A 26610-nucleotide genomic window follows, 5' to 3' on the forward strand; every position below is an offset into this window, starting at 1 on the left:
GGAGAACCCCTCATGATCGTGATCAACGCGCGCTTCCTTACCCAGCAGGTAAGTGGTGTACAGCGCTTCGCCGAGCAGATATCGCTGTCGCTGGCGCGGCTGCGCAGCGACCTTCATTTCGTCGCCCCGCCTGGCGAAATCCTTCGCCCGGAGATCGCCCGTCAGCTCAACGTCGAACAGATCGGTCGCAACGGCGGCCACCTCTGGGAGCAGGTCGACCTGCCGCTGTGGCTGGCCCGGCATGGCCGGCCGTTGCTGGTCTCGCTGTGCAGCACGGCGCCGCTGGCGTACTCGCGGCAGGTGATGACGCACCACGACATCACCTACGTACGCCACCCGGAAAGCTTCTCCTGGAAGTTCCGCGCGCTGTACCGCCTGATGATCCCCCTGCTGCTTCGCCGCTCGCTGGCGCAGGTCACGGTGAGTGAGTTCTCCCGCCAGGAGATCGCCACGCACTACGGCGTCGAACCCAAGGGCATCCATGTGATCGCCAATGCGGTGTCCGCCGAGTTCTGCGCCGGCATCGAGCCGGCGGCGCTGGAGCGTCCCTATGTGCTGGCGGTGTCCTCGCCGGCCGCGCACAAGAACTTCGCCCGGCTGATCGAAGCCTTCCGCCTGCTCGGTGAGCTGGACGTCGAATTGCGCATCGTCGGCGCGGCCAACCGCAGCTTCGTCGATGGGCAGTTGCAGCAGAGCGGGCAGGCCGACCGGGTGCGCTGGCTCGGCCGGCTGGATGACGATCAACTGATCGAGCAGTACCGCAACGCCGCCGTCTTTGCCTTCCCGTCGCTGTATGAAGGTTTCGGCATCCCGCCGCTGGAGGCTCAGGCCTGCGGCTGCCCGGTGGTGGCCGCCAGCAGCGCCTCGATCCCCGAAGTGCTGGGCAACTCGGTGGTGTACTTCGACCCCCTCGATCCGCCCGGCATCGCTGCCGCGCTGCGCCGCGTGCTGCTTGACCACAAGCTGCGCGCCGACTTGCGCCGTCTCGGGCAGGAGAACGTCCTGCGCTACTCCTGGGATATCTCCGCGCTGCGGCTATCCAGCCTGATCGACACCTTTCTGATGGAGCGCTCGGACTACCCGGCGCGCTTCGACGCCAAACAGATTGCCAAGCAAGGAGGCAGACCGTGAAAGGCATCATTCTCGCCGGCGGCTCCGGCACGCGGTTGCACCCCATCACCCTGGGCGTGTCCAAGCAACTGCTGCCGATCTACGACAAGCCCATGGTGTACTACCCGCTGTCGGTGCTGATGCTGGCCGGCATCGACGACATCCTGCTGATCTGCACGCCCACCGACCTGCCGAACTTCCGCGCCCTGCTGGGCGACGGCGAACAGTTCGGGGTGCATCTGGAATACGCCGTGCAGCCGTCGCCGGATGGGCTGGCGCAGGCCTTCCTGATTGGCTCGCAGTTCATCGGCGACGACTCGGTCTGCCTCGTTCTGGGTGACAACATCTTCTACGGCCAGGGCTTCACCGAAACCCTCCGCGAGGCCGCCGCGCGACCCCATGGCGCCACCGTGTTCGGCTACCAGGTCGCGGACCCGACACGCTTCGGCGTGGTGGAGTTCGACGCTCAGGGCCGGGCGATTTCCATTGAGGAAAAGCCCCGCGCGCCGCGTTCGAACTATGCCGTCACCGGCCTGTACTTCTACGACAACCGCGTCGTGGAAATGGCCCGCCAGATTCGCCCTTCGGCCCGTGGCGAGCTGGAAATCACTGACATCAACAACCTCTACCTGGAGCTCGGCGAACTGCACGTGAGCCTGCTCGGCCGAGGGTTCGCCTGGCTGGATACCGGCACCCACGAGTCGCTGATGGAAGCCGGTCATTTCGTGCAGACCATCGAGGAACGCCAGGGACTGAAGGTCGCCTGCCTGGAGGAAATCGCGTACCAGCAGGGCTGGCTCAGCGAGACGCTGCTGGCCCTGCAGGCCGAGCGCCTGAGCAAGACCGGCTATGGCCGCTACCTGCAGCAGTTGCTGCTGGACAAGCGACAGTGAACCCGCACCCGGCGAGCCCGAGGAGGGCCCACCGGCACTGCGCCCGATAACGGACTGCGATAACGATGCAGCGGCGCCAGGAACGGCGCCGGCAGTCGTGAGGTCATCATGCCCAACAAGACGAAAGGAATCCTGCGCGCGCACCAGTCGCTGATCTCGCTGGCGCATCGCCTGAGTGACATCCTGGTGATCGTGCTCACCGGCGTGGTCCTGCTCAGCGCTGGCAACGGCGTGCTGGACGCACAGATCTGGGTCTCGGTGCTGCTCTGCGTGATGCTGTTCCACTGGCTCGGCGAGCTGAACCAGCTCTACGGCTCCTGGCGCGGTGAGTCGCTGCTGCGTGAATCGCTGAGCGTCACCCTGTACTGGTCACTGGCGTTCTTCGCCGTGCTGCTGCTGGACATCTCCCTGCGCCACGTGGAGCTGGAAGAGCCCCGGCGCCTGGGCTGGTTCGCGGCGGCGCTGCTGATCATGTGCGGCTACCGCCTGGCCATCCGCATGTTGCTGCGGGTCGCCCGCCGGCACGGCTTCAACAGCCGTAACGTGGCCATCTATGGCACCGGCGAAGTCGGCGCGCGACTGGCCGAGACCATCCTCGCCGCGCCCTGGATGGGCCTGCGCCTGATCGGCTTCTACGACGACCGCCCGCAGCAGATGGAGCTGGGCGAGCGCGTGCCGGTGAAGGGCGACCGCCTGGCTCTGATCGAGGCCGCCCGCTCGGGGCAGATCGACAAGGTCTACCTGACTCTGCCGCTGTCCCGCGAGCCGCTGCTCAACGAACTGATCCGCGAGCTCTCCGACACCACGGTGTCGGTCTACCTGATCCCTGACCTGTTCATGTTCGACCTGCTGCACGCGCGCAGCGAAAGCATCAACGGGCTGGCCACCATCAGCATCTTCGACACTCCCATGGACGGCCCCAACGCCGTGCTCAAGCGAATCGAGGACGTGGTGCTGGCCTCGCTGATCCTGCTGCTGATCGCCGTGCCCATGCTGTTCATCGCGGTGGCGGTGAAGCTCACTTCGCGCGGCCCGGTGCTGTTCCGTCAGACCCGCTACGGCATGGATGGCCGGCCCATCCGCGTCTGGAAATTCCGCAGCATGACGGTCATGGAAGACGGCGCCGCCGTCACCCAGGCCTCGCGCAACGATTGCCGCATCACCCCGCTGGGCGCCCTCCTGCGGCGCACCTCGCTGGATGAACTGCCACAATTCTTCAACGTCTTGCTCGGCGACATGTCAGTGGTCGGCCCACGCCCCCACGCCGTGGCGCACAACGAGCAATACCGGCGTCAGGTCAGCCGCTACATGCTGCGTCACAAGGTCAAGCCAGGCATCACCGGCTGGGCCCAGGTGAACGGCTGGCGCGGCGAAACCGACACCCTGGAGAAGATGCAGAAACGCATCGAGTTCGATCTGGACTACATCGAGAACTGGTCCGTCTGGTGGGACCTGAAGATCGTCATGCTGACCCTGTTCAAGGGTTTCGTACACCGCAACGCCTATTGAGTTTTCACACTCGTTTCAAGGAAGGATTGCCATGAAAAACCTGCTCGCTTTCAGCTTTGTAGTCGGCAGTCTGGCGCTACAAGGCTGCGTGTTCTCACCCGGTCAGCACATGACGGACTCCGATATCCAACGCGAGGCACAGAAAGAGGGGATGAACATCACCCTCGTGCCCATCACGCCCCAGGTGCTGCAACGCCAGGAGGCGGCCTTCGCCGCCAGGCCCGGCGTACCGGCAGAGCTGACGAACTACCGTCCGCCCCAGGAGGATTATGTGATCGGCGGCGGCGACGTGCTGCTGGTGACCGTCTGGGACCACCCCGAACTGACCAGCCCCGGCTCAACCCAGCAGATGGAAGCCAACGGCCGTGTGGTCGGCGCCGACGGCAACATCTTCTTCCCCTATGCCGGCGTTGTGCGCGCCGAAGGCCAGACACCGGCGCAACTGCGTAAACGCCTGTCCAGCCAGCTGGCGAAGAAGGGCATCGTCGACCCGCAGGTGGACGTCACCGTGTTGCGTTACGCCAGCCAGCACGTGGTTCTTTCCGGAGCCTTCCAGAACGGCGGACAGGTCGAACTGAACAACACGCCGACCACCCTGGTGCAGGCAGTCAGCAAGGCCGGGGTGATCACCGGCGAGGCCGACCTGTCCGGGCTGGTGCTCAAGCGTGACGGTCGCGAATACGTGCTCGATGTCGATGCGCTGAACCGCTCCGGTTCGACGCTCAGCGGCATCTACCTGAAGAATGGCGACCAGATCCACCTGCCGTACAACGACCGCAAGAAAGTCTACGTGGTGGGTGAGGTGGAACGTCCGCAGGTGGTCACCTACCGCACCACCGGCCTGTCACTGCTGGAAGTGCTTGGCAACGCTGGTGGCCTGGCCCCGGAAACCTCCGACGGTGACTCGGTCTACGTGATCCGCGGCAACCCGCAATCGGTCGCCGGTAGCGCACCGGGCACCTTCCAGGCCCAGGTCTTCCACCTGGAAGCCAAGCGCCCGACCGCCTACGCCCTGGCCAAGGAGTTCGCCATGCAGCCGCAGGACGTGGTGTTCATCGGCCCGGCCAACATCACCCGCTGGAACCGTTTCATCAGCCAGTTGCTGCCGTCGGCCAACATCGTCAGCACCAGCGCCGCCGTTGGCGGCAACTGATGGCATAGCCGGTCCGGTGGGCAACCACGGACCGGCCTGACCTGGGTGTCTCGCCGAGTCTCTGCGGCTAGGGAATTTTCTTACGGCTGAGGGAGGTTTGTTGGAATCGACTCTTTGCAGGCTGTTGGCCACTATCCCGCCAGCCGGCGCAGTGATGCGCCACTCCTTAAGGCTGACTGACGTCTGCCACTCTCCTTTGGGGCTTTCCCCTAGCACAAGGCCCCGACCCCGCCCGCGTTGCAGCGCCGGCGGGTTTTTTTTGCCTGGCATTTGATGGGCGAAGATTCCTACAACCAAATTGCTGGCAGGAGTACCACTAGCGATGGACTGCCAAAGGCATTCGAGACGCGTATCATATATTCCATAAAGAAATTACATATTAATAATTAATTCTTTTTGGATTTATGACGGTTCTTTTATCGTTGCCCTGCGTTGCCGCGAGCTGTCTCGGGCAGAGCAGAAGAGGGTGGCGATAAACCGCCAGTCCATTGCGGTAGTGTGGCGGTTTTCCGCTGACCTGGCCTTGGGGGAGTGGCTCTGAAATCGAGCCGGAGGCCGGAAAACGGGAGTGTCGGGCAGGACAGGCCGGTTGGCCTGGGGATTGCCTTGTCAGGTGGCGAATGCCCAGCGCATCGCCACAACAACAAGACACGAGAATCGATCCATGCCCTTCCCATCTTCTGCCGTATCCCTGTCCGCCTGCCTGCGCTTCGTTCCCGTCTAGCGGGGCGTCGAAACAACCAACGAATCCTGCATGCCCGTCGTGCTCGTCACGCCGTGGCCGCTGCCTGCCATTCGGTCGGACTCCCGGGGGAGCCAGTCGTCGTTGCGAATGGTGTGTTTCCAAGATCAATAAAATGGGGAAATTCCAATGAAAAGCCGCACTCTCACGCAATCGAGCCTCGCGCTCGCCATAGCCGCCGCAGGACTCGCGCAGTCCGCCGTCGCCGGCGGCTTCATCGAAGACAGCAAGGCCAACCTGACCCTGCGCAACTTCTATATCAACACCGACAACCGTAACGGCACCGCCGACCCGAGCAAGCAGGAAGAGTGGGGCCAGGGCTTCCTGCTCAACTACAGCTCCGGCTTCACCGAAGGCACCGTCGGCTTCGGCGTCGATGCACTGGGCCTGCTGGGCGTGAAGCTCGACAGCGGCGGCGGCACTCACTACGAGTCCTCTTCGCAGCGCGGCGGCACCGTCTTCCCGTCGGATAGCCACGGCGATGCGGTGGATGATTTCAGCAGCCTGGGCCTGACCGCCAAGGCCAAAGTGTCCAACACTGAATTCCGTTACGGCACCCTGCAGCCCAAGCTGCCGGTCGTGACCTACAACGATGGTCGTCTGCTGCCGGTCACCTTCGAAGGCGGCCAGGTCACCTCCACCGACCTGAAAGACTTCACCCTGACTGCCGGTCAACTGGAACACTCCAAGGGCCGTAACTCCACCGACAACCGCAGCCTGAGCATTGCCGGTGCCAACGGCAGCTCCGCCAGCTCGCGCGACAGCAACAAGTTCTACTACGCCGGTGGCGACTACAAGCTGAACAAAGACCTGACCCTGCAGTACTACTACGGTCAGCTCACCGACTTCTATCAGCAGCATTTCCTGGGCCTGCAGCACAACTGGGCCATCGGCCCGGGCGTCCTGAAGACTGACCTGCGCGCCTTCGACAGCAGCTCCGACGGCAAGAACGGCAGTTCCACCGGCCGCGCCGATGGCTATGTCAGCTCCGGCTATTACGGCAATGGTGTGACCAAGGGCGAAGTGGACAACCGCGCATTCAGCGGCCTCTTCACTTACTCCGTCAGCGGCCACAGCTTCGGCGCCGGCTACCAGGTGCTCAACGGCGATAGCGACTTCCCGTTCCTCAACCGTGGCGATGGCGAGGGTTCGACCGCCTACCTGATCACCGACGTGCAGATTGGCAAGTTCCAGCGTGCCGGCGAGCGCACCTGGCAGGTCCGCTACGGCTACGACTTCGCCAAGGCCGGCCTGCCGGGTCTGACCTTCCAGACCCTGTACCTGCATGGTGACAACATCGACACCAAGTACGGCGACAAGAGCGAGTGGGAGCGTGACATTTCCCTGGCCTACGTGATCCCGGATGGCACCCTCAAGGGCCTGGGCTTCACCTGGAAGAACGCTGCGCTGCGCAGTGGCCTGCCAGTCAGCGGCTCGGGCACCGCGACCCAGCGCGACCAGGACGAAAACCGTCTGATCGTCAGCTACACCATCCCGCTGCTGTAATCCTCGCAGGTTGAAAAAAGCCGCCGTTCTCGCAAGAGACGGCGGCTTTTTCATGTCTGCCCCACACCTTCGGGCGTTGCTCTTTGTAGGAGCGAGCTTGCTCGCGAACGGCTTCGCAGCCGGGATCGTTCGCGAGCAAGCTCGCTCCTGCAGAAGCATTTCTCTGCCAATGAAAAAGGCCGTCACTCCGTTAGGGGCGACGGCCTTTCATTACTCAGCGAATCAGCGAATCAGCGAATCAGCGTTTCTGCGGTGCCGGCTGCTGCTGGGTGATGCAGTGGATGTTGCCGCCACCCAGGAGGATCTCGCGGCCGGGCACCATCACGATTTCGTGCTCGGGGAAGATGCGCTTGAGGGTCGCCTCGGCCTCGGCGTCCGCCGGGTCGTCGAAGCGCGGGGCGATGATGCCGCCGTTGACGATCAGGAAGTTGACGTAGGAGCCGGCCAGGCGGATCGACGGATCGCGCGGCTGGGTACCGATCACCAGGTCGATGCCTTCGCACTCGGCTTCGGTCGCGTGGATCGGGCCGGGGATGACGATCTTGTGCACGGTCAGCTGGCGGCCCTTGGCGTCACGGGCGCTTTCCAGCACGCGCATGGCGGCCTGGCAGCGCTCGTAGTTCGGGTCGTTCACATCGTCGGTCCAGGCCAGCAGGACTTCACCCGGGCGCACGTAGCAGCAGAAGTTGTCGACGTGGCCATCGGTCTCGTCGTTGAACAGGCCGTCCGGCAGCCAGATCACGGTGTCGATGGCCAGGTGCTCGCGCAGCACGGCTTCGATTTCTTCGCGGCTCATGTGCGGGTTGCGGTTGTGGTTGAGCAGGCATTCCTCGGTGGTGATCAGGGTGCCTTCGCCGTCGACGTGGATGGAGCCGCCTTCCAGCACGAAGCCTTCGGTGCGGTAGCCGTCGCAGCGCTCGATGCCGAGGATCTTGCTCGCCACCTGGTCGTCGTGGTGCCAGGGGAAGTACAGGCCGCCTTCCAGGCCGCCCCAGGCGTTGAAGGTCCAGTCCACGCCGCGCACGTCACCCTGGCCGTTGGTGACGAAGGTCGGGCCGGTGTCGCGCACCCAGGCGTCGTCATTGCTGATTTCCACCACGCGGATGTTGGCCGCGTCAGCCAGCTGGGCGCGGGCGTTCTCGTACTGGCCGGCGGAAACGCCGATGGTCACCGGCTCGAAACGGGCGATGGCGCGGGCCACGGCGCTGAAGGCGGCCTGCGCAGGCTTGCCGCCCAGGCGCCAGTTGTCCGGACGCTCGGGCCAGACCATCCAGGTCTGGGTGTGGGGTTCCCATTCCGCCGGCATGCGGAAGCCATCGGCGCGGGGAGTGCTGGTCAGCGTGGTCATGGGGCGGTCCTTGGTCAGTGGTGCGAGGAAGGGGCGAGCCGATAGCCATCGATGGATATCGCCGCGCTCCACCCATCCTACGGAGAGGGTTGTGGCATTCGGGAGATCGTCGCCGGTAGCGCCGCAAGAGCGGTCCAGTATAGGTCGCCAGTGACGGCGTCGCGTCAGGACTCTCCCAGGGTGGGAGAATTTATATCCGATAAAAATCGGTTTATGAAGGGCGATCATGAAATATTTCGCCCGTCCATCCGGATATTTATCAGATAAAAATCGATTATTTAAGGGGCGACGGTCGTTTTGGCAGGCAGGGTGGCAGGTACAGCGACAGGTAGGCGTCGATCACCCGCATGCCTTCTTCGGCCAGGCGTTCGGTGATTTGCCCGTGGCGCTGCACGGAGAGGGCGTAGACGCGATCGCCCAGCTCGATGGCCAGGCTGAAAACCTCGATGTCCTGCGGCAGCGGCGGCAGCTCGAAGTGGCGCTCGAACAGTTCGCGCATGGCCTGGCCGAGTTGAACGTCGTGCTGGCTGTCGGCCTGGGTGACTTCGGCGAGGCCGTGGCTGGCGAGGATCAGTTGGCGGGCAGCGGCGTCTTCGGCGTAGACCGCCAGGGTGCGTTGCTCGACCAGTCGAGCGAGGTCGCGCCAGTCGCGCAGAGTGGCATGGTCGACGGGCTGTTCCAGGCAGGCGCGGAAGGCGGCGTGAACGTCGCTGGTCAGCCCCTGCAGCAGCGCCGGCACGCTGGGGAAGAAGTGGTAGACGGAGGAGGGCGGGATGTCTGCGCGCTCGGCCACCGCGTAGATCGACAGGCTCGCCGCGCCACTCTCGGCGAGCAGGGCGCGGGCAGCCTCGAGGATCACGGCGATGCGTGCCTGGCTGCTGGCGCGAGGCTTGCGAGTGGGAGAGGGAGCGGGCATGACGACCTCCGGAGCTGGGCGGCTATTGGACGCCAGCTCCGGGGTGCTCGGCAAGTCAGCTGCCGCCGGCGCGCAGTTTGTCCCAGACTTCGGTGATCACCGGGGCGGTCTTCTCCGGCGCGGTTTCCAGGGCGAACAGGCGACGCTTGGTCTCCTGGTCCGGATACAGGCCCGGCTGGTCGCGCAAGGCGGCGTCGAGGAACTGCGCGGAGTCCTTGTTGCCGTTGGGATAGAGGGTGGCGGCGGTGATCTGCGCGGCGACCTTGGGTTGCATCAGGTAGTCGATGAACTTGAGCGCCAGGTCCGGGTGTTCGGAGGCGGTGGGGACCACCAGGTTGTCGATGAACAGCACCGAGCCTTCCTGCGGCACCACGAAGCGCACCGGCTGGCCCGCATTGGCGGCGCCCAGGGCATCGCCGACCCAGGCCATGGCAACGCACAGCTTGCCGGCGTTGAGGTCCTGGATATAGCGCTCACTGTCGATGTAGCGCAGGTTCGGCCGCAGCTCGGCGAGCACCTCGCCGGCGCGGCGAATCTGCGACGGCGCGCTGCGGGCGAAGTTGCGGCCCTGGTAGTTCATCAGCACCGAAAAGGCTTCGTCCGGCGCATCCAGCAGGCTCATGCCGCAGGCCTTCAGGCGCTGGCTCTGCTGCGGGTCGAAGAGGATGCTCCAGCTGTCGGGCAGCTTGCCGCCGTAGGCCTTCTCCGCCTCGGGCTCGTTGATCGCCAGGCCCACGGCGCCCCACAGATAGGGCACGGCGTGCTGGTTGTTGGGGTCGACGGCGGCCAGTTTGCTCAGCAACTGGGTGTCGAGGTGGCTGCGGTTGGGGAGCTTGCTGAAGTCCAGCGCCTGGATGCGCTTGTCGCGGATCAGCGCTGGCAGGTCGTTGTGCGAAGGCACGGCGACGTCGATCTTCTCACCGCTCTCCAGGGCCTTCTTGACCTCTTCGGCGGTGCTATAGGTGGTGTACTCGACTCGAATGCCGGTGTCCCTCTCGAAGTCCTTGAGCACTTCGGGGGCAATGTAGTCGTTCCAGTTGTAGACGCGGATGACCTGGTCTGCCCAGGCGGACAGCGGGCACAGCAGCATCAGAATCAAGGCGTACAGGCGTGGCATTGGCGATCTCCCTGAATGAACCACGTAATCAGCGGATGCGGCTTTAGCCGCTCGAAAGCGCAACAGCAAAGACACGACAGACGCGATGGCGCCCAGGCGGGCGGATGGAGACATCGCGGGCAGGAAGGAACGACGGATATGACTCGCCCTGGCGCCCCTCCTCGCCGTTGCGATGTCGCAGTTCCCCGGATGTGCCAGAGGCACAAGGAAACGCCGGCGCGAGGGCCGGCGTTTCGATTACCACTTATACGGTGTGCAAGTACCAGTTGTACTCGAGATCGGAGATCGAATACTCGAACTCCTGCATCTCATGCTCCTTGCACGCGACGAAGATGTCGATGTACTCGGGGCTGATGTACTTGTTCATCACGTCGCTGTCGTCCAGCTCGCGCAGGGCATCGCGCAGGTTGTTCGGCAGGCTCTGTTCCAGCTGCTCGTAGGCGTTGCCTTCGATCGGCGCGCCCGGCTCGACCTTGTTGGTCAGGCCGTGATGGACACCCGCCAGTACCGCCGAGAGCAGCAGGTACGGGTTGGCGTCGGCGCCGGCGACGCGGTGCTCCAGGCGCACCGCTTCCGGCGCTCCGGTCGGCACGCGCAGGGCGACGGTACGGTTGTCCAGGCCCCAGCTCGGTGCGTTCGGCACGAAGAAGGCCGAACCGAAACGGCGGTACGAGTTGACGTTCGGGCAGAGGAACGCCATCGACGCCGGCAGGGTCTCGAGCACACCGCCGATCGCGTGGCGCAACGCGGCGTTCTGCTCGGGATCCTCGCTGGTGAAGATGTTCTTGCCGTCCTTGTCGAGCAGCGAGACGTGGACGTGCAGACCGTTGCCAGCCTGACCCGGGTAAGGCTTGGCCATGAAGGTCGAGTCCATCTCGTGGTCGTAGGCGACGTTCTTGATCAGGCGCTTGAGCAGGACTGCGTAGTCGCAGGCCTTCAGGGCGTCGTCAACGTGGTGCATGTTGACTTCGAACTGGGCCGGGGCGCTTTCCTTGACGATGGCGTCGGCCGGGATGCCCTGGGCGCGGGCGCCGTCGATGATGTCCTGCAGGCAGTCGGCGTACTCGTCGAGGTCGTCGATGGAGTAGACCTGGACCGATTGCGGACGCTTGCCCGAGATCGGCGAGCGCGGCGGCTGCGGACGGCCGTTCACGTTCTCCTGGTCGATCAGGTAGAACTCCAGCTCGAAGGCCGCGACGATGGTCAGGCCGATGTCGGTGAACTTCTGTACCACTTGACGCAGTACTTCACGCGGGTCGGCGAAGAACGGCGTGCGTTCTTCCATCTCGTGCATGGTCATCAGCAGCTGCGCGGTCGGGCGCTTCTGCCAGGGTTCCATGGAGAGTGTGTTGGGGATTGGGAAACAGACGCGATCCGCGTCGCCAATGTCCAGGCCGAGGCCGGTGCTTTCTACGGTGGAGCCGGTAATGTCGAGAGCGAAGAGAGAGGCGGGGAGGTTGATGCCCTTCTCATAGACTTTGGGCAGGTTGGTGCGTTCGATGCGCTTGCCGCGGACCACACCATTCATGTCTGCAATAAGGAGGTCGACGAACTGGACCTCGGGGTGTTCCTTCAGGAACTCACTCGCTTCTTCGAGCGACACGGCACTCTGGGGTACCGACATGATGTAACACCTTTATTGTTAAAAATTTCAATCATTCGAAAGCTGAGGTGTGAGTCAATCCGAATTGGCAAGGGTTGTCAATGTCGCACCAAAGTGGGGCGCACCGGTCGGGATGGGCCGTTTTTGGGGCGTTTCGAGCCGCTTTTGATGAGCGGAGAGCCTTTGCTGGCGGGCTGTTCAGTGGGGCGTGTTTGATTTTTTACATGGCTATTGTGTAAAAAAATGAACAAGGCTAAGCTCGGCCTCAAGCCCATAACACTTACAAACACGGGTGTCCCATGTCTCGCCTGCCGTTAATCGGCGTGTCCGCCTGCATCAAGCAGATCGGTTCCAAACCCTACCATGTTGCTGGCGACAAATACCTCAGAGCGCTGATCTCCGGGGCCTCGGGCATTCCTTTGATCATTCCCTCCCTGGGCGATGCCATCGACCAGGAAGACATGTTGGCCGCGTTCGACGGCCTGCTCTTCACAGGCTCGGCGTCGAACGTCGAGCCTCATCATTATAGTGGCTCCGCCAGCATTGCAGGCACCCCTCATGATCCCGAGCGCGACAGCACGACGCTGCCGCTGATCCGCCGCGCCGTCGCGGCCGGGATTCCGGTGCTGGGCATCTGCCGCGGTTTCCAGGAAATGAACGTCGCCTTCGGCGGTTCGCTGCACCAGAAGGTGCACGAAGTCGAAGGCTTCATGGACCACCGCGAACCCGCCGGTGAGCCGATCGAAATCCAATATGGTCTGCGGCACGTCGTCGACGTGCAGCCGGGCGGCGTTTTCGCCGGTATCGGGCTACCCTCGCAGTTCCAGGTCAACTCTATTCACGGCCAGGGCGTTGATCGTCTGGCGCCCGGCCTTCGTGTAGAAGCTCTGGCGCCTGACGGGTTGGTTGAAGCCTTCTCCGTCGAAGGTGCGGCCTTTGCCGTCGGGGTGCAGTGGCACCCGGAATGGCAGGTCGAAACGAACCCCAACTATCTCGCTATCTTCCAGGCATTCGGCAAAGCCTGCAGCAAGAGGGCGGGGAACCGCTGAGTCCGGCGTTGGGGCCGGGCTCTCAAACCCTGAGGTCTTTATGACTAGCAAGTTAGACCAGCTCAGTGGCTGGTTGAAGGAACGCAAGATCACTGAAGTGGAATGCATGATCGCCGACCTGACCGGGATTGCCCGGGGCAAGATCGCGCCGACCGCGAAATTCCTCAACGAGAAGGGCATGCGCCTGCCGGAAAGTGTTCTCCTGCAGACCGTGACCGGTGATTACGTCGAAGACGACATCTATTACGACCTGCTGGACCCGGCTGACATCGATATGGTCTGCCGTCCGGACGAGAATGCCGTGTTCCTCGTCCCCTGGGCCATCGAGCCGACTGCGATGGTCATCCACGACACCTACGACAAGCTGGGCAACCCCATCGAGCTGTCGCCGCGCAACGTGCTCAAGCGCGTGCTCCAGCTTTACGCCGACAAGGGCTGGAAGCCGATCGTGGCGCCGGAGATGGAGTTCTACCTGACCAAGCGCAGCGATGACCCCGACTACCCGCTGCAGGCTCCGATCGGCCGTTCCGGCCGCCAGGAGACTGGTCGCCAGTCCTTCTCCATCGACGCGGCGAACGAATTCGACCCGCTGTTCGAGGACATGTACGACTGGTGCGAGCTGCAGGGCCTGGATCTGGACACCCTGATCCATGAAGAAGGCACCGCGCAGATGGAAATCAACTTCCGTCACGGCGATGCCCTGGACCTGGCCGACCAGATCGTGGTGTTCAAGCGCACCATGCGCGAGGCCGCCCTCAAGCACAATGTGGCCGCGACCTTCATGGCCAAGCCGATGACCGGCGAGCCGGGCAGTGCCATGCACCTGCACCAGAGCATCGTCGACATCAAGACTGGCAAGAACATCTTCTCCAACGCCGACGGCAGCATGAGCGAGCTGTTCCTGCACCACATCGGCGGCCTGCAGAAGCTGATCCCCGAGGCGCTGCCGCTGTTCGCCCCGAACGTCAACTCGTTCCGCCGCTTCCTGCCCGATACCTCGGCGCCGGTGAACGTGGAGTGGGGCGAAGAGAACCGCACCGTGGGCCTGCGCGTACCGGATTCCACCCCGGACAACCGCCGCGTGGAGAATCGCCTGGCCGGCGCCGACGCCAACCCGTACCTGGCCCTGGCCGCCAGCCTGCTGTGCGGCTACATCGGCATGGTCGAAGGCCTCAAACCCAGTGCCCAGGTCAAAGGCCGTGGCTATGAACGGCGTAACCTGCGCCTGCCGCTGACCATCGAGGCCGCCCTGGAGTGCATGGAAGGTAGCAAGACCCTGGAGAAATACCTGGGTGACAAGTTCATTCGGGGCTACGTCGCGGTGAAGCGCGCCGAGCACGAGAACTTCAAGCGAGTAATCAGTTCCTGGGAGCGCGAGTTCCTCCTGCTTTCTGTCTGATCGGCGTGGGGTCCGGCGCGTGGCCGGGCCCCGTGTTTCTTAGAAAAGAGGTTTTATCAAGATGACTAACCAGACCAGCGCCAACACCCAACACTGGCAGGCGCTCAGCCGCGATCACCACCTGGCCCCGTTCACCGACTACAAGCAGTTGAACGAGAAGGGTGCGCGCATCATCACCAAGGCCGAAGGCGTGTACCTGTGGGACAGCGAGGGCAACAAGATCCTCGACGGCATGGCTGGCCTGTGGTGCGTGAACGTCGGCTACGGTCGCAAGGAACTTGCTGAAGTCGCCTACAAGCAGATGCAGGAACTGCCCTACTACAACCTGTTCTTCCAGACCGCCCACCCGCCAGTGCTGGAGCTGTCCAAGGCCATCGCCGACATCGCCCCCGAAGGCATGAACCACGTGTTCTTCACCGGCTCGGGCTCGGAGTCCAACGACACCGTGCTGCGCATGGTTCGCCACTACTGGACCATCAAGGGCCAGCCGCAGAAGAAAGTAGTCATCGGCCGCTGGAACGGTTACCACGGCTCCACCGTCGCCGGCGTCAGCCTGGGCGGCATGAAGGCGCTGCACGAGCAGGGCGACCTGCCGATCCCCGGCATCGAGCACATCGCCCAACCGTACTGGTTCGGCGAAGGCGGCGACATGGACCCGGAAGAGTTCGGTGTCTGGGCTGCCGAGCAGCTGGAGAAGAAGATTCTCGAAGTCGGCGAAGACAAGGTCGCCGCCTTCATCGCCGAGCCCTTGCAGGGCGCGGGCGGCGTGATCATTCCGCCGAAAACCTACTGGCCGAAGATCCGCGAGATCCTCGCCAAGTACGACATCCTGTTCATCGCCGACGAAGTCATCTGCGGCTTCGGCCGTACCGGCGAATGGTTCGGTAGCCAGTACTTCGGCAACGCCCCGGACCTGATGCCGATCGCCAAGGGCCTGACCAGCGGCTACATCCCCATGGGCGGTGTGATCGTTCGCGACGAGATCGTCCATACCCTGAATGAGGGTGGGGAGTTCTACCACGGCTTCACTTACTCTGGTCACCCGGTAGCCGCTGCGGTGGCGCTGGAGAACATCCGCATTCTGCGTGAAGAGAAGATTGTCGAGCGTGTGAAGAACGAAACGGCACCGTATTTGCAGCAGCGCTGGCAAGAGCTGGCCGACCATCCCCTGGTAGGCGAAGCCCGCGGGGTAGGCCTGGTGGCAGCACTGGAGCTGGTGAAGAACAAGAAGACCCGCGAGCGCTTCGAAGGCAAGGGTGTCGGGATGCTGTGCCGCGAGCACTGCTTCCGTAATGGTCTGATCATGCGCGCGGTGGGAGACACTATGATTATCTCGCCGCCGCTGGTGATCGAGAAATCGCAGATCGATGACCTGATCACCCTGGCGCGCAAGTGCCTCGATCAAACCGCCGCAGCCGTTCTGTCTTGAGTCTTTCACCGGACCTTTGACAGACTGCGCCTGTGCGTTGGCCAGGCTCACCGGGTGGTGACGGAAGGAGATGTCCACGCCACCCGGAACATCAAAAAAACAAACGGAGCTACCCGCATGTTCAAGACCTTCGGCAAATCCCTGCTCGCTGTAACGCTGGCGGGCGCTGTGGCTGGTATGGCGCAGGCAGATGACAAGGTGCTGCACGTTTACAACTGGTCGGACTACATCGCGCCGGACACGGTCGACAAGTTCACCAAGGAAACCGGAATCAAGGTCGTCTACGACGTCTACGACAGCAACGAAGTGCTGGAAGCCAAGCTGCTGGCCGGCAAATCGGGCTATGACATCGTGGTGCCGTCCAACTCCTTCCTGGCCAAGCAGATCAAGGCGGGCGTGTATGTGCCGCTGGACAAGTCCAAGCTGCCGAACTGGAAGAACCTGAATCCGGACATCATGAAGACTCTGGAGATCAGCGACCCGGGCAACCAGTACGCGATCCCCTACATGTGGGGCACCATCGGCATCGGCTACAACCCGGACAAGGTCAAGGCCGCACTGGGCGACAACGCCCCGGTGGACTCCTGGGACCTGGTATTCAAGCCGGAGAACATCCAGAAGCTGAAGGCCTGTGGCGTGAGCTTCCTCGACTCGCCGACCGAAATGCTCCCGGCCGCCCTGCACTACCTGGGTTACAAGCCCGATAGCCAGGACCCGAAAGAGCTGAAGGAAGCCGAAGCGCTGTTCCTGAAGATTCGTCCGTACGTCTCCTACTTCCACTCCTCCAAGTACATCTCCGACATCGCCAACGGCAACATCTGCGTGGCCATCGGTTACTCGGGTGACGTGTACCAGGCCAAGTCCCGCGCTGAAGAAGCCAAGAACAAGGTCACCGTGAAGTACAACATTCCGAAGGAAGGTGCTGGCGCGTTCTTCGACACCGTCGCCATTCCGAAGGATGCCGAGAACCAGGAAGCCGCGCTGAAGTGGATCAACTTCCTGCTCGAGCCGGCCGTCATGTCCGAGATCACCAACGTCGTGCAGTTCCCGAACGGCAACGCCGCGGCTACCCCGCTCGTGAGCGAGGCGATCCGCAACGACCCGGGCGTGTATCCGACTCCGGAAACCATGAAGAAGCTGTACGCCTTCCCGGATCTGCCGGCGAAGACCCAGCGTCTGATGACCCGCAGCTGGACCACCATCAAGTCCGGCAAGTAATCGGGTAGCCGCTGCCGCCTGGCGCGGCAGTGGATGGTCCGGGACAGCGGTGGGGGAGTGCCCTCCCTCGCCGCTACCGGCAGCAACAAACAGCTTCCATCGGTGGAATGGCTGCGCAAGCCCTGGCGCTCTCGTGCTGATGAAGGGTTCGGCGCTACCCACGGACCGGCCGTCGAAACCCCGGCAGCAACCGACTGAAGTAGTTAAAAACAACGAGAGGACTCACGTGTGCGCATTCCCTTCCGCAGAACCCTGATCGCTGCAGTCTCCGTCTTCGGCCTGACTTCGCTGGCACAGGCGCAGCAGACCGTCCATATCTACAACTGGTCGGACTACATCGGTGAAACCACCCTCGCCGATTTCGAGAAGGAAACCGGTATCAAGCCGGTGTACGACGTCTTCGACTCCAACGAAACCCTGGAAGGCAAGCTGCTGGCCGGTCGTACCGGCTATGACGTGGTCGTGCCGTCCAACCACTTCCTCGGTCGCCAGATCAAGGCCGGCGCGTTCCAGAAGCTGGACAAGAGCCAGCTGCCGAACTGGTCGAACCTTGACCCGCACCTGATGAAGCAGCTCGAGGCCAACGACCCGGGCAACCTGTACGGCGTGCCGTACCTGTGGGGCACCAACGGCATCGGCTACAACGTCGAGAAGGTCAAGGCCGTGCTGGGTGTCGACACCATCGATTCGTGGGCTGTGCTCTTCGAGCCCGAGAACATGAAGAAGCTCAGCCAGTGCGGCGTCGCCTTCCTCGATTCGGGCGACGAGATGATGCCGGCTGTGCTCAAGTACATGGGGCTGGACCCCAACAGCACCAACCCGGATGACTACAAGAAGGTGGAAGAGAAGCTGATGGCGGTGCGCCCGTACGTCACCTACTTCCACTCCTCCAAGTACATCTCGGACCTCGCCAACGGCAACATCTGCGTGGCGGCCGGTTTCTCCGGCGACGTGTTCCAGGCTGCCAACCGCGCCAAGGAAGCCGGCAAGGGCGTGAACATCGCCTACGCCATTCCCAAGGAAGGCGCCAACCTCTGGTTCGACATCCTCGCCGTGCCGAAGGATGCCTCCAACCCGAAGGCGGCTCACGCGTTCATCAATTACCTGCTCAAACCCGAAGTAATCGCCAAGGTCAGCGATTACGTCGGTTACGCCAACCCGAACCCCAAGGCTGGCGAATTCATGGATGAGTCCGTGCGCAACAATCCTGAGGTGTACCCATCCCAGGAGGTTCTCGACAAACTCTTCGTGCAGCATGAGCTGCCGCCGAAGATCCTGCGCCTCATGACCCGTTCCTGGACCAAGATCAAGTCGGGCAAGTAAGACGGGTTTCCCCAAATCCGTCCGCGCGGGCACGGAGCGTCGGAGAGCCTCTCGAAAGGTTTTCCGGCGCACGTAAACTGCGCCAGCCCTGAGTAATACCAAGCATGCCCGGCCGCGGGGGCCGGGCCTCTATGATTTGGGAGTTGTGGTAATGGCAATAGCCTCCGGTGCCTACAAGAAAGCCTTGAGTGGCGACCAGAAACCGAAAGAGGTTCTGGTAAAAATCGACCGGGTCAGCAAGCAGTTCGACGAAACGCTGGCTGTGGACAGCGTGTCTCTGGACATCAAGAAGGGCGAGATCTTCGCCCTGCTGGGTGGTTCGGGTTCGGGCAAGTCGACCCTGCTTCGCATGCTGGCTGGTTTCGAGCGTCCCACTGAAGGTCGCATCTTCCTCGATGGCCAGGACATTACCGACCTGCCGCCCTATGAGCGGCCGATCAACATGATGTTCCAGTCGTACGCCTTGTTCCCCCACATGAGCGTGGCGCAGAACATCGCCTTCGGCCTGAAGCAGGACGGCCTGCCCAAGGCGGAAATCGACAAGATCGTCGACGAGATGCTCAAGCTCGTGCAGATGACCCAATACGCCAAGCGCAAGCCGCACCAGCTCTCCGGCGGCCAGCGTCAGCGCGTGGCCCTGGCCCGCTCCCTGGCCAAGCGTCCGAAGCTGCTGCTGCTCGATGAGCCCATGGGCGCACTGGACAAGAAACTGCGTTCGCAGATGCAGCTGGAACTGGTGGAGATCATCGAGCGCGTGGGCGTGACCTGCGTAATGGTGACCCACGACCAGGAAGAGGCCATGACCATGGCCCAGCGCATCGCCATCATGCACCTGGGTTGCATCGAGCAGATCGGCAGCCCGATGGACATCTACGAGACTCCGGCCAGCCGCCTGATCTGCGAGTTCATCGGCAACGTCAACCTGTTCGACGGCGAGATCGTCGAAGACCTGCAGGACCACGCGGTCATTGCCTGTCCGCAGCTGGAAAACCCGATCTACATCGGCCACGGGATCAGCACCCGTGCCGAGAACAAGCGCATCACCTACGCGCTGCGTCCGGAAAAGGTCATGGTCAGCGCGCAGAAGCCTGACAACCTGGAGCACGAAGGCTTCAACGTCGCCCAGGGCACCGTCCATGACATCGCCTACCTGGGCGGTCACTCGGTGTACTACATCAAGCTGGCCTCCGGCTTCATCGTCCAGGCCTTCATGGCCAACGCCGAGCGCCACGTGGCGCGTCCGACCTGGGACCAGCCGGTTTACATCAGCTGGTACGACGACAGCGGTGTGGTACTGCAATCATGAACATCAGCAAATCGCTCATGAAACGCCTGCCGAACGGCCGGCATGCCGTGATCGGTGTGCCGTTCTTCTGGCTGTTCCTGTTCTTCCTGCTGCCCTTCGCCATCGTGCTGAAGATCAGTCTGGCGGCAGCGGACGTGGCCATTCCGCCGTACACCGAAGTGTTCCAGTACGCCGACCAGACGCTCCAGGTCGTGATGAACCTGGGCAACTACCTGATGCTGACGGACGACCCGCTCTACATCGACGCCTACCTGGGCTCGCTGAAGATGGCGGCGATCAGCACTTTCCTCTGCCTTGTGATCGGTTATCCGATGGCCTACGCCATCGCCCGCGCCAGCAAGGAAATGCAGACCGTCCTGCTGCTGCTGATCATGATGCCGACCTGGACGGCGATCCTGATCCGTGTGTACGCCTGGATGGGCATCCTGTCCAACAACGGCCTGCTCAACAGCTTCCTGATGTGGCTGGGCATCATCAACGAGCCGCTGACGATCCTGAACACCAACTTCGCGGTGTACATCGGCATCGTCTACTCGTACCTGCCCTTCATGGTCATGCCGCTCTACGCCAACCTGGTGAAGCACGACATGAGCCTGCTGGAAGCCGCCTCCGACCTCGGTGCGCGCAGCTTCACCAGCTTCTGGAAGATCACCGTCCCGCTGTCCAAGAACGGCATCATCGCCGGCTGCATGCTGGTGTTCATCCCGGCGGTGGGCGAGTTCGTGATCCCGGAACTGCTGGGCGGCCCCGAGACGCTGATGATCGGCAAGGTGCTGTGGCAGGAGTTCTTCAACAACCGTGACTGGCCGGTGGCGTCTGCCCTTGCCGTGGTGATGCTGGCAATCCTGATCATCCCCATCATCCTCTTTAACAAGAACCAGGCTAAAGAGCTGGAGGGCAAGGTATGAACAAGCGTTGGTCGTTCTCCAACATCATGCTGGTGTTGGGCCTGCTCTTCATCTACGTGCCGATGCTCATCCTGGTCATCTACTCGTTCAACGGCTCCAAGCTGGTGACCGTGTGGGGCGGCTGGTCGGTGAAGTGGTACGTCGGCCTGCTGGACAACCAGCAACTGGTCGGCTCGGTATTCCGCTCGCTGGAGATCGCCTGCTACACCGCGATCTCCTCGGTGGCCCTGGGTACCCTGGCCGCCTTCGTGCTGACCCGCATCCCGCGCTTCCGTGGCCGCACGCTGTTCGGCGGCATGGTTACCGCGCCGCTGGTCATGCCCGAGGTGATCACCGGTCTGTCGCTGCTGCTGCTGTTCGTTGCCATGGCCCAGCTGATCGGCTGGCCGCAGGAGCGCGGCATCGTGACCATCTGGATCGCCCACACCAGCTTCTGCTCGTCCTACGTGGCGGTGGTGGTGTCGGCGCGTCTGCGTGAGCTGGACCTGTCCATCGAGGAAGCGGCCATGGACCTGGGCGCCAAGCCCTGGAAAGTGTTCATGCTGATCACCATCCCGATGATCGCCCCGTCGCTGGCGGCGGGCGGCATGATGTCCTTCGCGCTGTCGCTGGATGACCTGGTACTGGCCAGCTTCGTGTCCGGTCCTGGCTCCACCACCCTGCCGATGGAAGTGTTCTCCGCCGTGCGCCTGGGCGTGAAGCCGGAGATCAACGCCGTCGCCAGCCTGATCCTGCTGACCGTCTCGCTGTTCACCTTCTTCGCCTGGTACTTCACTCGCCAGGCCGAGGAGCGTCGCAAGCGTGCGATCCAGGAAGCCATGGAGTCCAACGCGACCGATTGGCAGAAGGGTTCGACAGCCACCGCCTGACGCCGTCTTGTCGGCCGGTAGTATCCGGCGATTGTCGAACCACGGGCCACCTTCGGGTGGCCCGTGTTTTTTTGCTCACACGTTATTCCGAAGTGCTTGGAAATTCGGGAGTTATCGGAAAAATCCGTGCGTCGCAAAGGCTCGCTCCCGGCCGATTGCGAACTACGCTTGAAGTGTTCGGATGCGTTGCCCGGTCACCCCCCGAACCAGGACCGGACCGCGTAGCCGGCAAACTTCCAGTGACGCCTTATGGCACTCCGTGCGGGAGACGGCGCCCAATACAACACCCCGATCGTTATCCCTTGGGGAAATAAAGCGCCAGGGAGCTTCGGCATCTCCCGCAACACTCTCTACAACGCACCCATGAAAAACCCCGCAGGAGCGGGGTTTTTCATTTATGGGCGGTTCTTGTCGAAGTAGCTTCAGCGACGGACGGGAATCAGCCGCAGGATGCCCTTGGTGTTGGCCTTCACCTCGTTGTCGTCATAGTGCTGCGGCAGGTATTGGCCCTCGATATAGGCCTCGGCCTGGTCGTCGTAGTGCTTGTCGAAGGGCACGCCGCTCTGACCCACCGGGTTGATGCCCAGGCTGTGGGCCGGGTCGGCGAAGTCGATCAGGCGACGGGTGGACGGGCCGTAGATCACCTGCCAGGGAGCCGGGCCGACGCGGGCGGAGAGGTTGTTCGGTACCTCGTGACCACCCGGCGCGGCGAACGGGCCGACGTTGAAGATACGGTCCAGCGGCTTCTGCTGACCCAGCGGGTGGCCGTGGGTCAGGGTGTGCGCCTTGCCCCACTGCCATTGCTTCGAATCCTGGCCTAGGGTGGTGCGCAGGTGCGCCAGGCTGTCCTTCCAGGCGGCCTTGACGATATCAGCGCGAGTTTCCTTCTGCGGCGTCTTGCGGTTGTCCCACCAGGGCGAATTCTCGTCGGCGGCCAGGCGCGGCAGGGCCACGTCGAGCACACGGGTGGACAGCAGGTTGTCGAAGAAGGCGTCGCCCATCTCGTCGCGCATGGCGCCGTCGGCTACCTGATAGAGCAACTGGTTGAACAGAGTGGCGGTCACGGAGTCCAGCGGGTGGTCGCCCTGCCAGTTGGCCAGGTTCTCCACCAGTGCCTTCTCCTCGTCGGTTCCGGCGGCTTCACGCAGGATCGGCAGCACCGGCTTGAGGAAGCGCGGGCCGTAGCCGGTAGCGGTGTCCAGTTGCAGCGCCTGGCTGTTCTGCAGGTCCCACTTCACCGAATCGTCGGCCAGGCGCTTGTTCAACTGCTGGCCGCGATCGGGCAGGTTGTAGTAGCCGGGCACGGGGCGGCCGTTGGCCGGTACCGGCTGGAAGTTGGCGGAGACGATGTAGCCGCGCGCCGGGTTTTCTTCCTGCGGGTTCTCGCTGAAGGGGTAGAAGCCGGTCTTGTCGGCCTGGCCGCTGGCGCCGTCGAGCAGGAAGTTCGGGTTGACCCCGTCCGGGCGCACCGGCAGCTGCGCCGAGGCCCACCAGCCGATGTCGCCACGGGCGTTGGCCCAGACCACGTTGAGGCCTGGCGACTGGATCTTCGAGGCGGCCGTGCGCGCCTTGGCCAGAGTGTCGGCGCGGTTCAGCTCGTAGAAGGCGTCGAGGATGGGATTCTGGGTTTCCAGGAAGGCCCACCACATGGACACCGGCGTCTTGCCCGAGGCGGTGCCCAGCGCATCGTTGACCAGCGGGCCATGGGGCGAGCTGCGCAGGATGATCTTCACCGGCGCCTCGCCCTTCACCGCGATGCTCTGTTCTTCGCTCTTCAGGTCCACCCACTGGCCGTGGTACCAGACCTGGCTGGGGTTGTCCGGGTTGACCTTCTCGGCGACCAGATCGACGTCGTCGTTCTGGAACATCGTCAGGCTCCAGCCGAACTGCAGATTGTGGCCGAGCGAGGCGAAGGGGTTGAGCGCCTGATAGTGACCGTACAGTTCGAAGCCCGGTGCGCTGGCCTGCATCTCGTACCACACCGCCGGCACGGCGAAGCGGATGTGCGGGTCGCCCGCGAGCAACGGCTTGCCGCTCTTGGTGCGGCTGCCGGAGACGGCCCAGGCGTTGCTGCCCTCGAACTGCGGCAGGCCGGCCTTCTCCAGCGCCGCGTGGCTCAGCCGGGCAATGGCGCTGAGGTCCTGCCAGTCGGCGGCGGCCAGCGCCTTGGGAGTCATCACGCCTTCGGGATGCCAGTCGAGATCGAAGACCTTCAGGTAGTCCGCGCCCAGTTCGTCGCGCACGTAGGTCAGCACCGGCTCGGTGCGGAAGGCGGCAGCAAAGCTGTAGGCCATGTAGCCGGCGACGCTGACGGTGTCTTCGGGCGTGAACGGGCGCTTGGGAATGCCGAGGATGTCGAACTCCACGGGGCGCGGGTGGCTGTCCTGGAACTGGTTGACGCCGTCCAGGTAGGCGACCAGCGCCTTCCAGGCCGGGGAGTTCTTGTCCTGGGTCTTGACGTACTCCGCCGCGTGGTCGCGAATGCGCAGGCTGCGGAACATGCGGTCGGTGTCCACCAGCTTGGGCCCGAGCACCTCTGCCAGCTCGCCACGGGACAGACGTCGCAGGATTTCCATCTGGAACAGGCGGTCCTGGGCGTGGACATAACCGATCGCCCGGTACATGTCCTCCTCGCTTCCAGCCTTGATGTGCGGCACGCCGCGCTCGTCGTAGCGGACCGTGACTTCGCTGGCGAGGCCAGCCAGGGGCAGTTGTCCGTCGCGTACCGGCTGCTTGCCGTGCAGGTACCAGCCGCCACCGGCCGTTGCAGCGGCGATGACGACAGCGAGGACAGTCAAAGTGCGTTTCATGCGGCAACTCCTTGTTGTTATGGGGCGATTTTGCAGTGGTTGCCGCTCGCCGCTCATTGACCAAAGGTCTCGTGACTGGAATTCTCCGGTCAATCCCAGGAGTGACCATGGCCGCCCCCGAGCTGAACTTCCCCGCCACCCCGGCGCTGACCCAGTCCGCCACCCTGCGCCGCCAGCTGTATGAAGCGCTCTCGGTGCTGGGCTTCGACCCGACCGACATCTACCGCCAGGCGCTGCAGAAGGTCCGGCTGCCGCCGCCGGCGCAAAGCGGCCGCCTGGTGCATGACGACGCGCCATTGTTCTGGACGACCCTTGACGACATTACCGGTGATGCCGATATCGGCCTGCACCTTGGCGAGGCGATGAAGCCGCGCCTGCTGGATGTGGTCGGCTACTTGCTGATGGCCAGCGGCGACCTGCGCGAGGCACTGCACAGCTTCCTGCGCTTCCAGCACATCCTTTCCGGTGGTTTTGCTGCGCAGATGCGCGAGGAGGGCGAGCAGGTAAGGCTGATCCTCGACCTCAACTACCTCGGCACCATCAATCTGCGCCAGCAGATGGAGTGCCTGATGCTGCTGTTCCTCAAATTGCTGGCGCTGATCACCGATGATGAATTCCGCGTCCAGGCCATCGAGTTCCGCCACCCGCAGCCGCGCAAGCTCAGCGAGCATCGGCGGCTGTTTGGCCTGACACCCAGCTTTGGAAAGCCCAATGACGCCCTGCTGTTCGACCGCGCCCTGCTGGCCCGGCCGTCACGCACCGGTAATCCGGCGCTGCACCGGTTGCTCACCGAGCACGCGCGCGAACAGTTGGGCACGCTGGACGAGAACGACCTGCTCAATCGCCTGCGCTACCTGATCGGCGTTCGCCTGGGGGAGGAGGATTGCACCCTGCAAAGCTGCGCCCGCGAGCTGGGCGTGCGCGCAGGGCTGCTGCAGCGCAACCTGGCGAGCCGCGCGCAGACCTTCAGGGAAGTGCGCGAAGAAGTGCGTCGACAGCGTGCGGCGCAATTGCTGGAGCAGGGCGTGGCGATCCGCGACGTGGCGCGGGCCTGCGGTTTTGCCGAGCTGTCGCCGTTCTATCGCGCGTTCAAGCGATGGTACTCGGTGCCGCCCGAACGCTATCGCCAGCGCCTGCAGGGTGGCACCGAAAGCTGAGGGTTACTCGGCCAGCGGAATTTCGCGGCTGACTTCCAGCAGCGCCATGGCGTCGAGCTGGTCCTCGATCTGCAGGAAGCGCAGCGCGCGTTGCGGCGAGACTTCCTTGGCGATGCGCTTGAGGTACTTCTCCTTGAGTTCCTGGCGGTCGTCCTGCAGCTCCAGCACCTGTTTCTGCAGCTTGGCCGCGTCGTCGTTGCTCACCGAGCCGGTGTTATAGCTGTTGGCGTAGTCGATGATGATTGCCAGGGTCTGCTTGCTCAGCTTGTCCGCCTCGGTGCGGTAGCTGTTGTAGATCGGCCAGAACTTCTCGGTTTCCTGCTGGGTGAGCTTCATGTTGGCTTCGACGATGCGCTTGCGCTTGTAGTCGATGTCGGCAATGCGGTTGTTGATGGCCTGCTTGTGTTGCTCCATCACCTGTTTGCTGTTGGGGGCATCTTCGGCGTGGGCGGCCAGAGGCAGGACAAGCCCGGTGGAGAGGACGGCGCAGAAGGCGAGGGCGGAATGAAGACGCATGCGAAAAGCTCCTTGGTAGCGATCGGCCCTTCATGGGCCGGCGAACCAAGTGTAGTCACGGATTGGCCATCGTCTTCGTTGATGCGGCTCAGTGCTTCGCGCCATCCCAGGGGCAGTAGCAACCTACCGCCAGAGTGTGGGTAGCGTTCACGTGGCGCCCCTGCACCAGGGCATCGAGGATCGGCTCGATGAAGCTGTTGCCCGAGGTGCACACCGCACCCTCGCTGTAGGGGCCGAAGTAGGCCAGCTTGCCCTGGGCGTCCCAGATCGCCACCGCGGGGCTGGCCGGCAGTTGTTCGGCGCCAGGCAGGGAGTCCAGCGTACGCATGGCGTTCAGCGTGTCGGGCAGGTGGCCGCGGGTGCCGGGCTTCTGCACGGCGAAGAACTCCACGCCCTGCGGGCCGAAGCGCTGGATCAGCTCACCCAGGTGCTGCTGGTTGCCGACGTTGCAGGGGCAGGCCGGGTCCCAGAAGTGCACCAGGCGGATCTTGCCCGGGCCGGCCAGTTGGGCCGGCAGCATCAGGTGGTCGCCGGAAAACAGCTGCGGCTGGTGGCTGAACGGACGGATGAAGCGGTTCTCGTACCACCAGTAGGTGGCGAGCAGCGCGCCCAGGCAGAGCGCGGCGATCAGCCAGGTGAACAGCGATTTTCGGCGTGAGGGCATGGCGGCGACCAGTGGCAGAGTCGGTAAGATAGCCGACAAGCTTGCCACGGGGGCGAGCGCGGCAG

At 63.4% G+C, this 26610-nt stretch carries 21 protein-coding genes; 14 read left to right on the forward strand and 7 right to left on the reverse strand.

The annotated features are described in order from the left end of the window. The first annotated feature begins 12 nt into the window (after nucleotides 1–12). From ACNFH5_RS19920 to ACNFH5_RS19940, 5 genes are all read left to right on the forward strand, one after another. On the forward strand, nucleotides 13–1131 hold the full coding sequence (locus ACNFH5_RS19920) for a glycosyltransferase family 4 protein (protein ID WP_416748868.1): 1119 nt from the start codon (nucleotides 13–15) through the stop codon (nucleotides 1129–1131). After that, nucleotides 1128–2003, forward strand: a complete 876-nt coding sequence (rfbA, locus tag ACNFH5_RS19925) for a glucose-1-phosphate thymidylyltransferase RfbA (protein WP_416748870.1) — start codon at nucleotides 1128–1130, stop codon at nucleotides 2001–2003. The genes ACNFH5_RS19920 and rfbA overlap by 4 nt, the downstream gene beginning before the upstream one ends. Before the next feature lie 108 nt (nucleotides 2004–2111). Next, a complete protein-coding gene (locus ACNFH5_RS19930) occupies nucleotides 2112–3512 on the forward strand; it encodes an undecaprenyl-phosphate glucose phosphotransferase (RefSeq protein ID WP_416748872.1) in 1401 nt (466 codons plus the stop codon). A 31-nt stretch (nucleotides 3513–3543) separates the two neighbouring features. Continuing rightward, nucleotides 3544–4665, forward strand: a complete 1122-nt coding sequence (locus ACNFH5_RS19935; RefSeq protein WP_416748874.1) for a polysaccharide biosynthesis/export family protein — start codon at nucleotides 3544–3546, stop codon at nucleotides 4663–4665. Between the two features lie 871 nt (nucleotides 4666–5536). Beyond that, complete coding sequence (locus tag ACNFH5_RS19940) at nucleotides 5537–6913, forward strand: OprD family porin (protein WP_416748876.1); 1377 nt, start codon at nucleotides 5537–5539, stop codon at nucleotides 6911–6913. A gap of 238 nt (nucleotides 6914–7151) precedes the next feature. Here the strand turns inward: ACNFH5_RS19940 and aguA are convergent, their stop codons facing one another. From aguA to ACNFH5_RS19960, 4 genes are all read right to left on the reverse strand, one after another. Then, nucleotides 7152–8261 (reverse strand): agmatine deiminase, encoded by a 1110-nt coding sequence (gene aguA / locus ACNFH5_RS19945; RefSeq protein ID WP_416748878.1) that lies wholly within the window; start codon nucleotides 8259–8261, stop codon nucleotides 7152–7154. Nucleotides 8262–8535: 274 nt separating this feature from the next. Next, nucleotides 8536–9177 (reverse strand): TetR/AcrR family transcriptional regulator, encoded by a 642-nt coding sequence (locus ACNFH5_RS19950; protein WP_416748880.1) that lies wholly within the window; start codon nucleotides 9175–9177, stop codon nucleotides 8536–8538. Between the two features lie 55 nt (nucleotides 9178–9232). Then, on the reverse strand, nucleotides 9233–10294 hold the full coding sequence (locus ACNFH5_RS19955; RefSeq protein WP_416748882.1) for a polyamine ABC transporter substrate-binding protein: 1062 nt from the start codon (nucleotides 10292–10294) through the stop codon (nucleotides 9233–9235). Nucleotides 10295–10538: 244 nt separating this feature from the next. Beyond that, on the reverse strand, nucleotides 10539–11918 hold the full coding sequence (locus tag ACNFH5_RS19960) for a glutamine synthetase family protein (protein WP_024762139.1): 1380 nt from the start codon (nucleotides 11916–11918) through the stop codon (nucleotides 10539–10541). A 278-nt stretch (nucleotides 11919–12196) separates the two neighbouring features. Between ACNFH5_RS19960 and ACNFH5_RS19965 the strand changes: the two genes are divergently transcribed. From ACNFH5_RS19965 to ACNFH5_RS20000, 8 genes are all read left to right on the forward strand, one after another. Continuing rightward, the gene (locus ACNFH5_RS19965) at nucleotides 12197–12946 is read left to right on the forward strand and encodes a gamma-glutamyl-gamma-aminobutyrate hydrolase family protein (protein ID WP_045215528.1); all 750 of its coding nucleotides are present in this window, start codon (nucleotides 12197–12199) and stop codon (nucleotides 12944–12946) included. 40 nt (nucleotides 12947–12986) lie between these two features. Next, complete coding sequence (locus ACNFH5_RS19970) at nucleotides 12987–14345, forward strand: glutamine synthetase family protein (RefSeq protein ID WP_138213740.1); 1359 nt, start codon at nucleotides 12987–12989, stop codon at nucleotides 14343–14345. Nucleotides 14346–14406: 61 nt separating this feature from the next. After that, a complete protein-coding gene (locus ACNFH5_RS19975; protein ID WP_045215532.1) occupies nucleotides 14407–15774 on the forward strand; it encodes an aspartate aminotransferase family protein in 1368 nt (455 codons plus the stop codon). Nucleotides 15775–15891: 117 nt separating this feature from the next. Beyond that, complete coding sequence (locus tag ACNFH5_RS19980; RefSeq protein ID WP_416748885.1) at nucleotides 15892–16992, forward strand: polyamine ABC transporter substrate-binding protein; 1101 nt, start codon at nucleotides 15892–15894, stop codon at nucleotides 16990–16992. Between the two features lie 252 nt (nucleotides 16993–17244). Further along, complete coding sequence (locus ACNFH5_RS19985; protein WP_225614920.1) at nucleotides 17245–18315, forward strand: polyamine ABC transporter substrate-binding protein; 1071 nt, start codon at nucleotides 17245–17247, stop codon at nucleotides 18313–18315. Between the two features lie 151 nt (nucleotides 18316–18466). After that, nucleotides 18467–19621 carry an ABC transporter ATP-binding protein gene (locus ACNFH5_RS19990; protein ID WP_416748887.1) on the forward strand — a complete coding sequence of 385 codons (1155 nt, stop codon included), beginning with the start codon at nucleotides 18467–18469 and terminating at the stop codon, nucleotides 19619–19621. A 26-nt stretch (nucleotides 19622–19647) separates the two neighbouring features. Then, entirely contained in the window at nucleotides 19648–20529 is an 882-nt protein-coding gene (locus ACNFH5_RS19995; protein ID WP_089285861.1) for an ABC transporter permease subunit, read from the forward strand. Next, on the forward strand, nucleotides 20526–21398 hold the full coding sequence (locus ACNFH5_RS20000; RefSeq protein WP_081515243.1) for an ABC transporter permease subunit: 873 nt from the start codon (nucleotides 20526–20528) through the stop codon (nucleotides 21396–21398). The genes ACNFH5_RS19995 and ACNFH5_RS20000 overlap by 4 nt, the downstream gene beginning before the upstream one ends. A gap of 422 nt (nucleotides 21399–21820) precedes the next feature. On the opposite strand, the gene ACNFH5_RS20005 is transcribed toward ACNFH5_RS20000, so the two are convergent. Further along, nucleotides 21821–24208 (reverse strand): penicillin acylase family protein, encoded by a 2388-nt coding sequence (locus ACNFH5_RS20005; RefSeq protein ID WP_416748890.1) that lies wholly within the window; start codon nucleotides 24206–24208, stop codon nucleotides 21821–21823. 107 nt (nucleotides 24209–24315) lie between these two features. Between ACNFH5_RS20005 and ACNFH5_RS20010 the strand changes: the two genes are divergently transcribed. Further along, complete coding sequence (locus ACNFH5_RS20010; protein WP_416748892.1) at nucleotides 24316–25365, forward strand: AraC family transcriptional regulator ligand-binding domain-containing protein; 1050 nt, start codon at nucleotides 24316–24318, stop codon at nucleotides 25363–25365. Between the two features lie 3 nt (nucleotides 25366–25368). Here the strand turns inward: ACNFH5_RS20010 and ACNFH5_RS20015 are convergent, their stop codons facing one another. Further along, nucleotides 25369–25881, reverse strand: coding sequence for a transcriptional regulator (locus ACNFH5_RS20015; RefSeq protein WP_416748894.1), 513 nt, complete (start codon nucleotides 25879–25881; stop codon nucleotides 25369–25371). A gap of 88 nt (nucleotides 25882–25969) precedes the next feature. After that, nucleotides 25970–26545 carry a DUF6436 domain-containing protein gene (locus ACNFH5_RS20020; RefSeq protein WP_416748896.1) on the reverse strand — a complete coding sequence of 192 codons (576 nt, stop codon included), beginning with the start codon at nucleotides 26543–26545 and terminating at the stop codon, nucleotides 25970–25972. Between the last annotated feature and the right edge of the window lie 65 nt (nucleotides 26546–26610).

It is taken from the genome of Pseudomonas sp. NY15435, assembly GCF_048068295.1.
Lineage (GTDB): Bacteria > Pseudomonadota > Gammaproteobacteria > Pseudomonadales > Pseudomonadaceae > Pseudomonas.

What these genes read in the sequence shown, in the direction of transcription:
- ACNFH5_RS19965 (WP_045215528.1), top strand. Translation starts at nt 12,197, where the DNA reads ATGTCTCGCCTGCCGTTAATCGGCGTGTCCGCCTGCATCAAGCAGATC.
- ACNFH5_RS19935 (WP_416748874.1), top strand. Translation starts at nt 3,544, where the DNA reads ATGAAAAACCTGCTCGCTTTCAGCTTTGTAGTCGGCAGTCTGGCGCTA.
- ACNFH5_RS19930 (WP_416748872.1), top strand. Translation starts at nt 2,112, where the DNA reads ATGCCCAACAAGACGAAAGGAATCCTGCGCGCGCACCAGTCGCTGATC.
- ACNFH5_RS19940 (WP_416748876.1), top strand. Translation starts at nt 5,537, where the DNA reads ATGAAAAGCCGCACTCTCACGCAATCGAGCCTCGCGCTCGCCATAGCC.
- ACNFH5_RS19955 (WP_416748882.1), bottom strand. Translation starts at nt 10,294, where the DNA reads ATGCCACGCCTGTACGCCTTGATTCTGATGCTGCTGTGCCCGCTGTCC.
- ACNFH5_RS19975 (WP_045215532.1), top strand. Translation starts at nt 14,407, where the DNA reads ATGACTAACCAGACCAGCGCCAACACCCAACACTGGCAGGCGCTCAGC.
- ACNFH5_RS20020 (WP_416748896.1), bottom strand. Translation starts at nt 26,545, where the DNA reads ATGCCCTCACGCCGAAAATCGCTGTTCACCTGGCTGATCGCCGCGCTC.
- ACNFH5_RS20015 (WP_416748894.1), bottom strand. Translation starts at nt 25,881, where the DNA reads ATGCGTCTTCATTCCGCCCTCGCCTTCTGCGCCGTCCTCTCCACCGGG.
- ACNFH5_RS19920 (WP_416748868.1), top strand. Translation starts at nt 13, where the DNA reads ATGATCGTGATCAACGCGCGCTTCCTTACCCAGCAGGTAAGTGGTGTA.
- aguA (WP_416748878.1), bottom strand. Translation starts at nt 8,261, where the DNA reads ATGACCACGCTGACCAGCACTCCCCGCGCCGATGGCTTCCGCATGCCG.
- ACNFH5_RS20005 (WP_416748890.1), bottom strand. Translation starts at nt 24,208, where the DNA reads ATGAAACGCACTTTGACTGTCCTCGCTGTCGTCATCGCCGCTGCAACG.
- ACNFH5_RS20010 (WP_416748892.1), top strand. Translation starts at nt 24,316, where the DNA reads ATGGCCGCCCCCGAGCTGAACTTCCCCGCCACCCCGGCGCTGACCCAG.
- ACNFH5_RS20000 (WP_081515243.1), top strand. Translation starts at nt 20,526, where the DNA reads ATGAACAAGCGTTGGTCGTTCTCCAACATCATGCTGGTGTTGGGCCTG.
- ACNFH5_RS19980 (WP_416748885.1), top strand. Translation starts at nt 15,892, where the DNA reads ATGTTCAAGACCTTCGGCAAATCCCTGCTCGCTGTAACGCTGGCGGGC.
- ACNFH5_RS19970 (WP_138213740.1), top strand. Translation starts at nt 12,987, where the DNA reads ATGACTAGCAAGTTAGACCAGCTCAGTGGCTGGTTGAAGGAACGCAAG.
- ACNFH5_RS19950 (WP_416748880.1), bottom strand. Translation starts at nt 9,177, where the DNA reads ATGCCCGCTCCCTCTCCCACTCGCAAGCCTCGCGCCAGCAGCCAGGCA.
- ACNFH5_RS19960 (WP_024762139.1), bottom strand. Translation starts at nt 11,918, where the DNA reads ATGTCGGTACCCCAGAGTGCCGTGTCGCTCGAAGAAGCGAGTGAGTTC.
- ACNFH5_RS19990 (WP_416748887.1), top strand. Translation starts at nt 18,467, where the DNA reads ATGGCAATAGCCTCCGGTGCCTACAAGAAAGCCTTGAGTGGCGACCAG.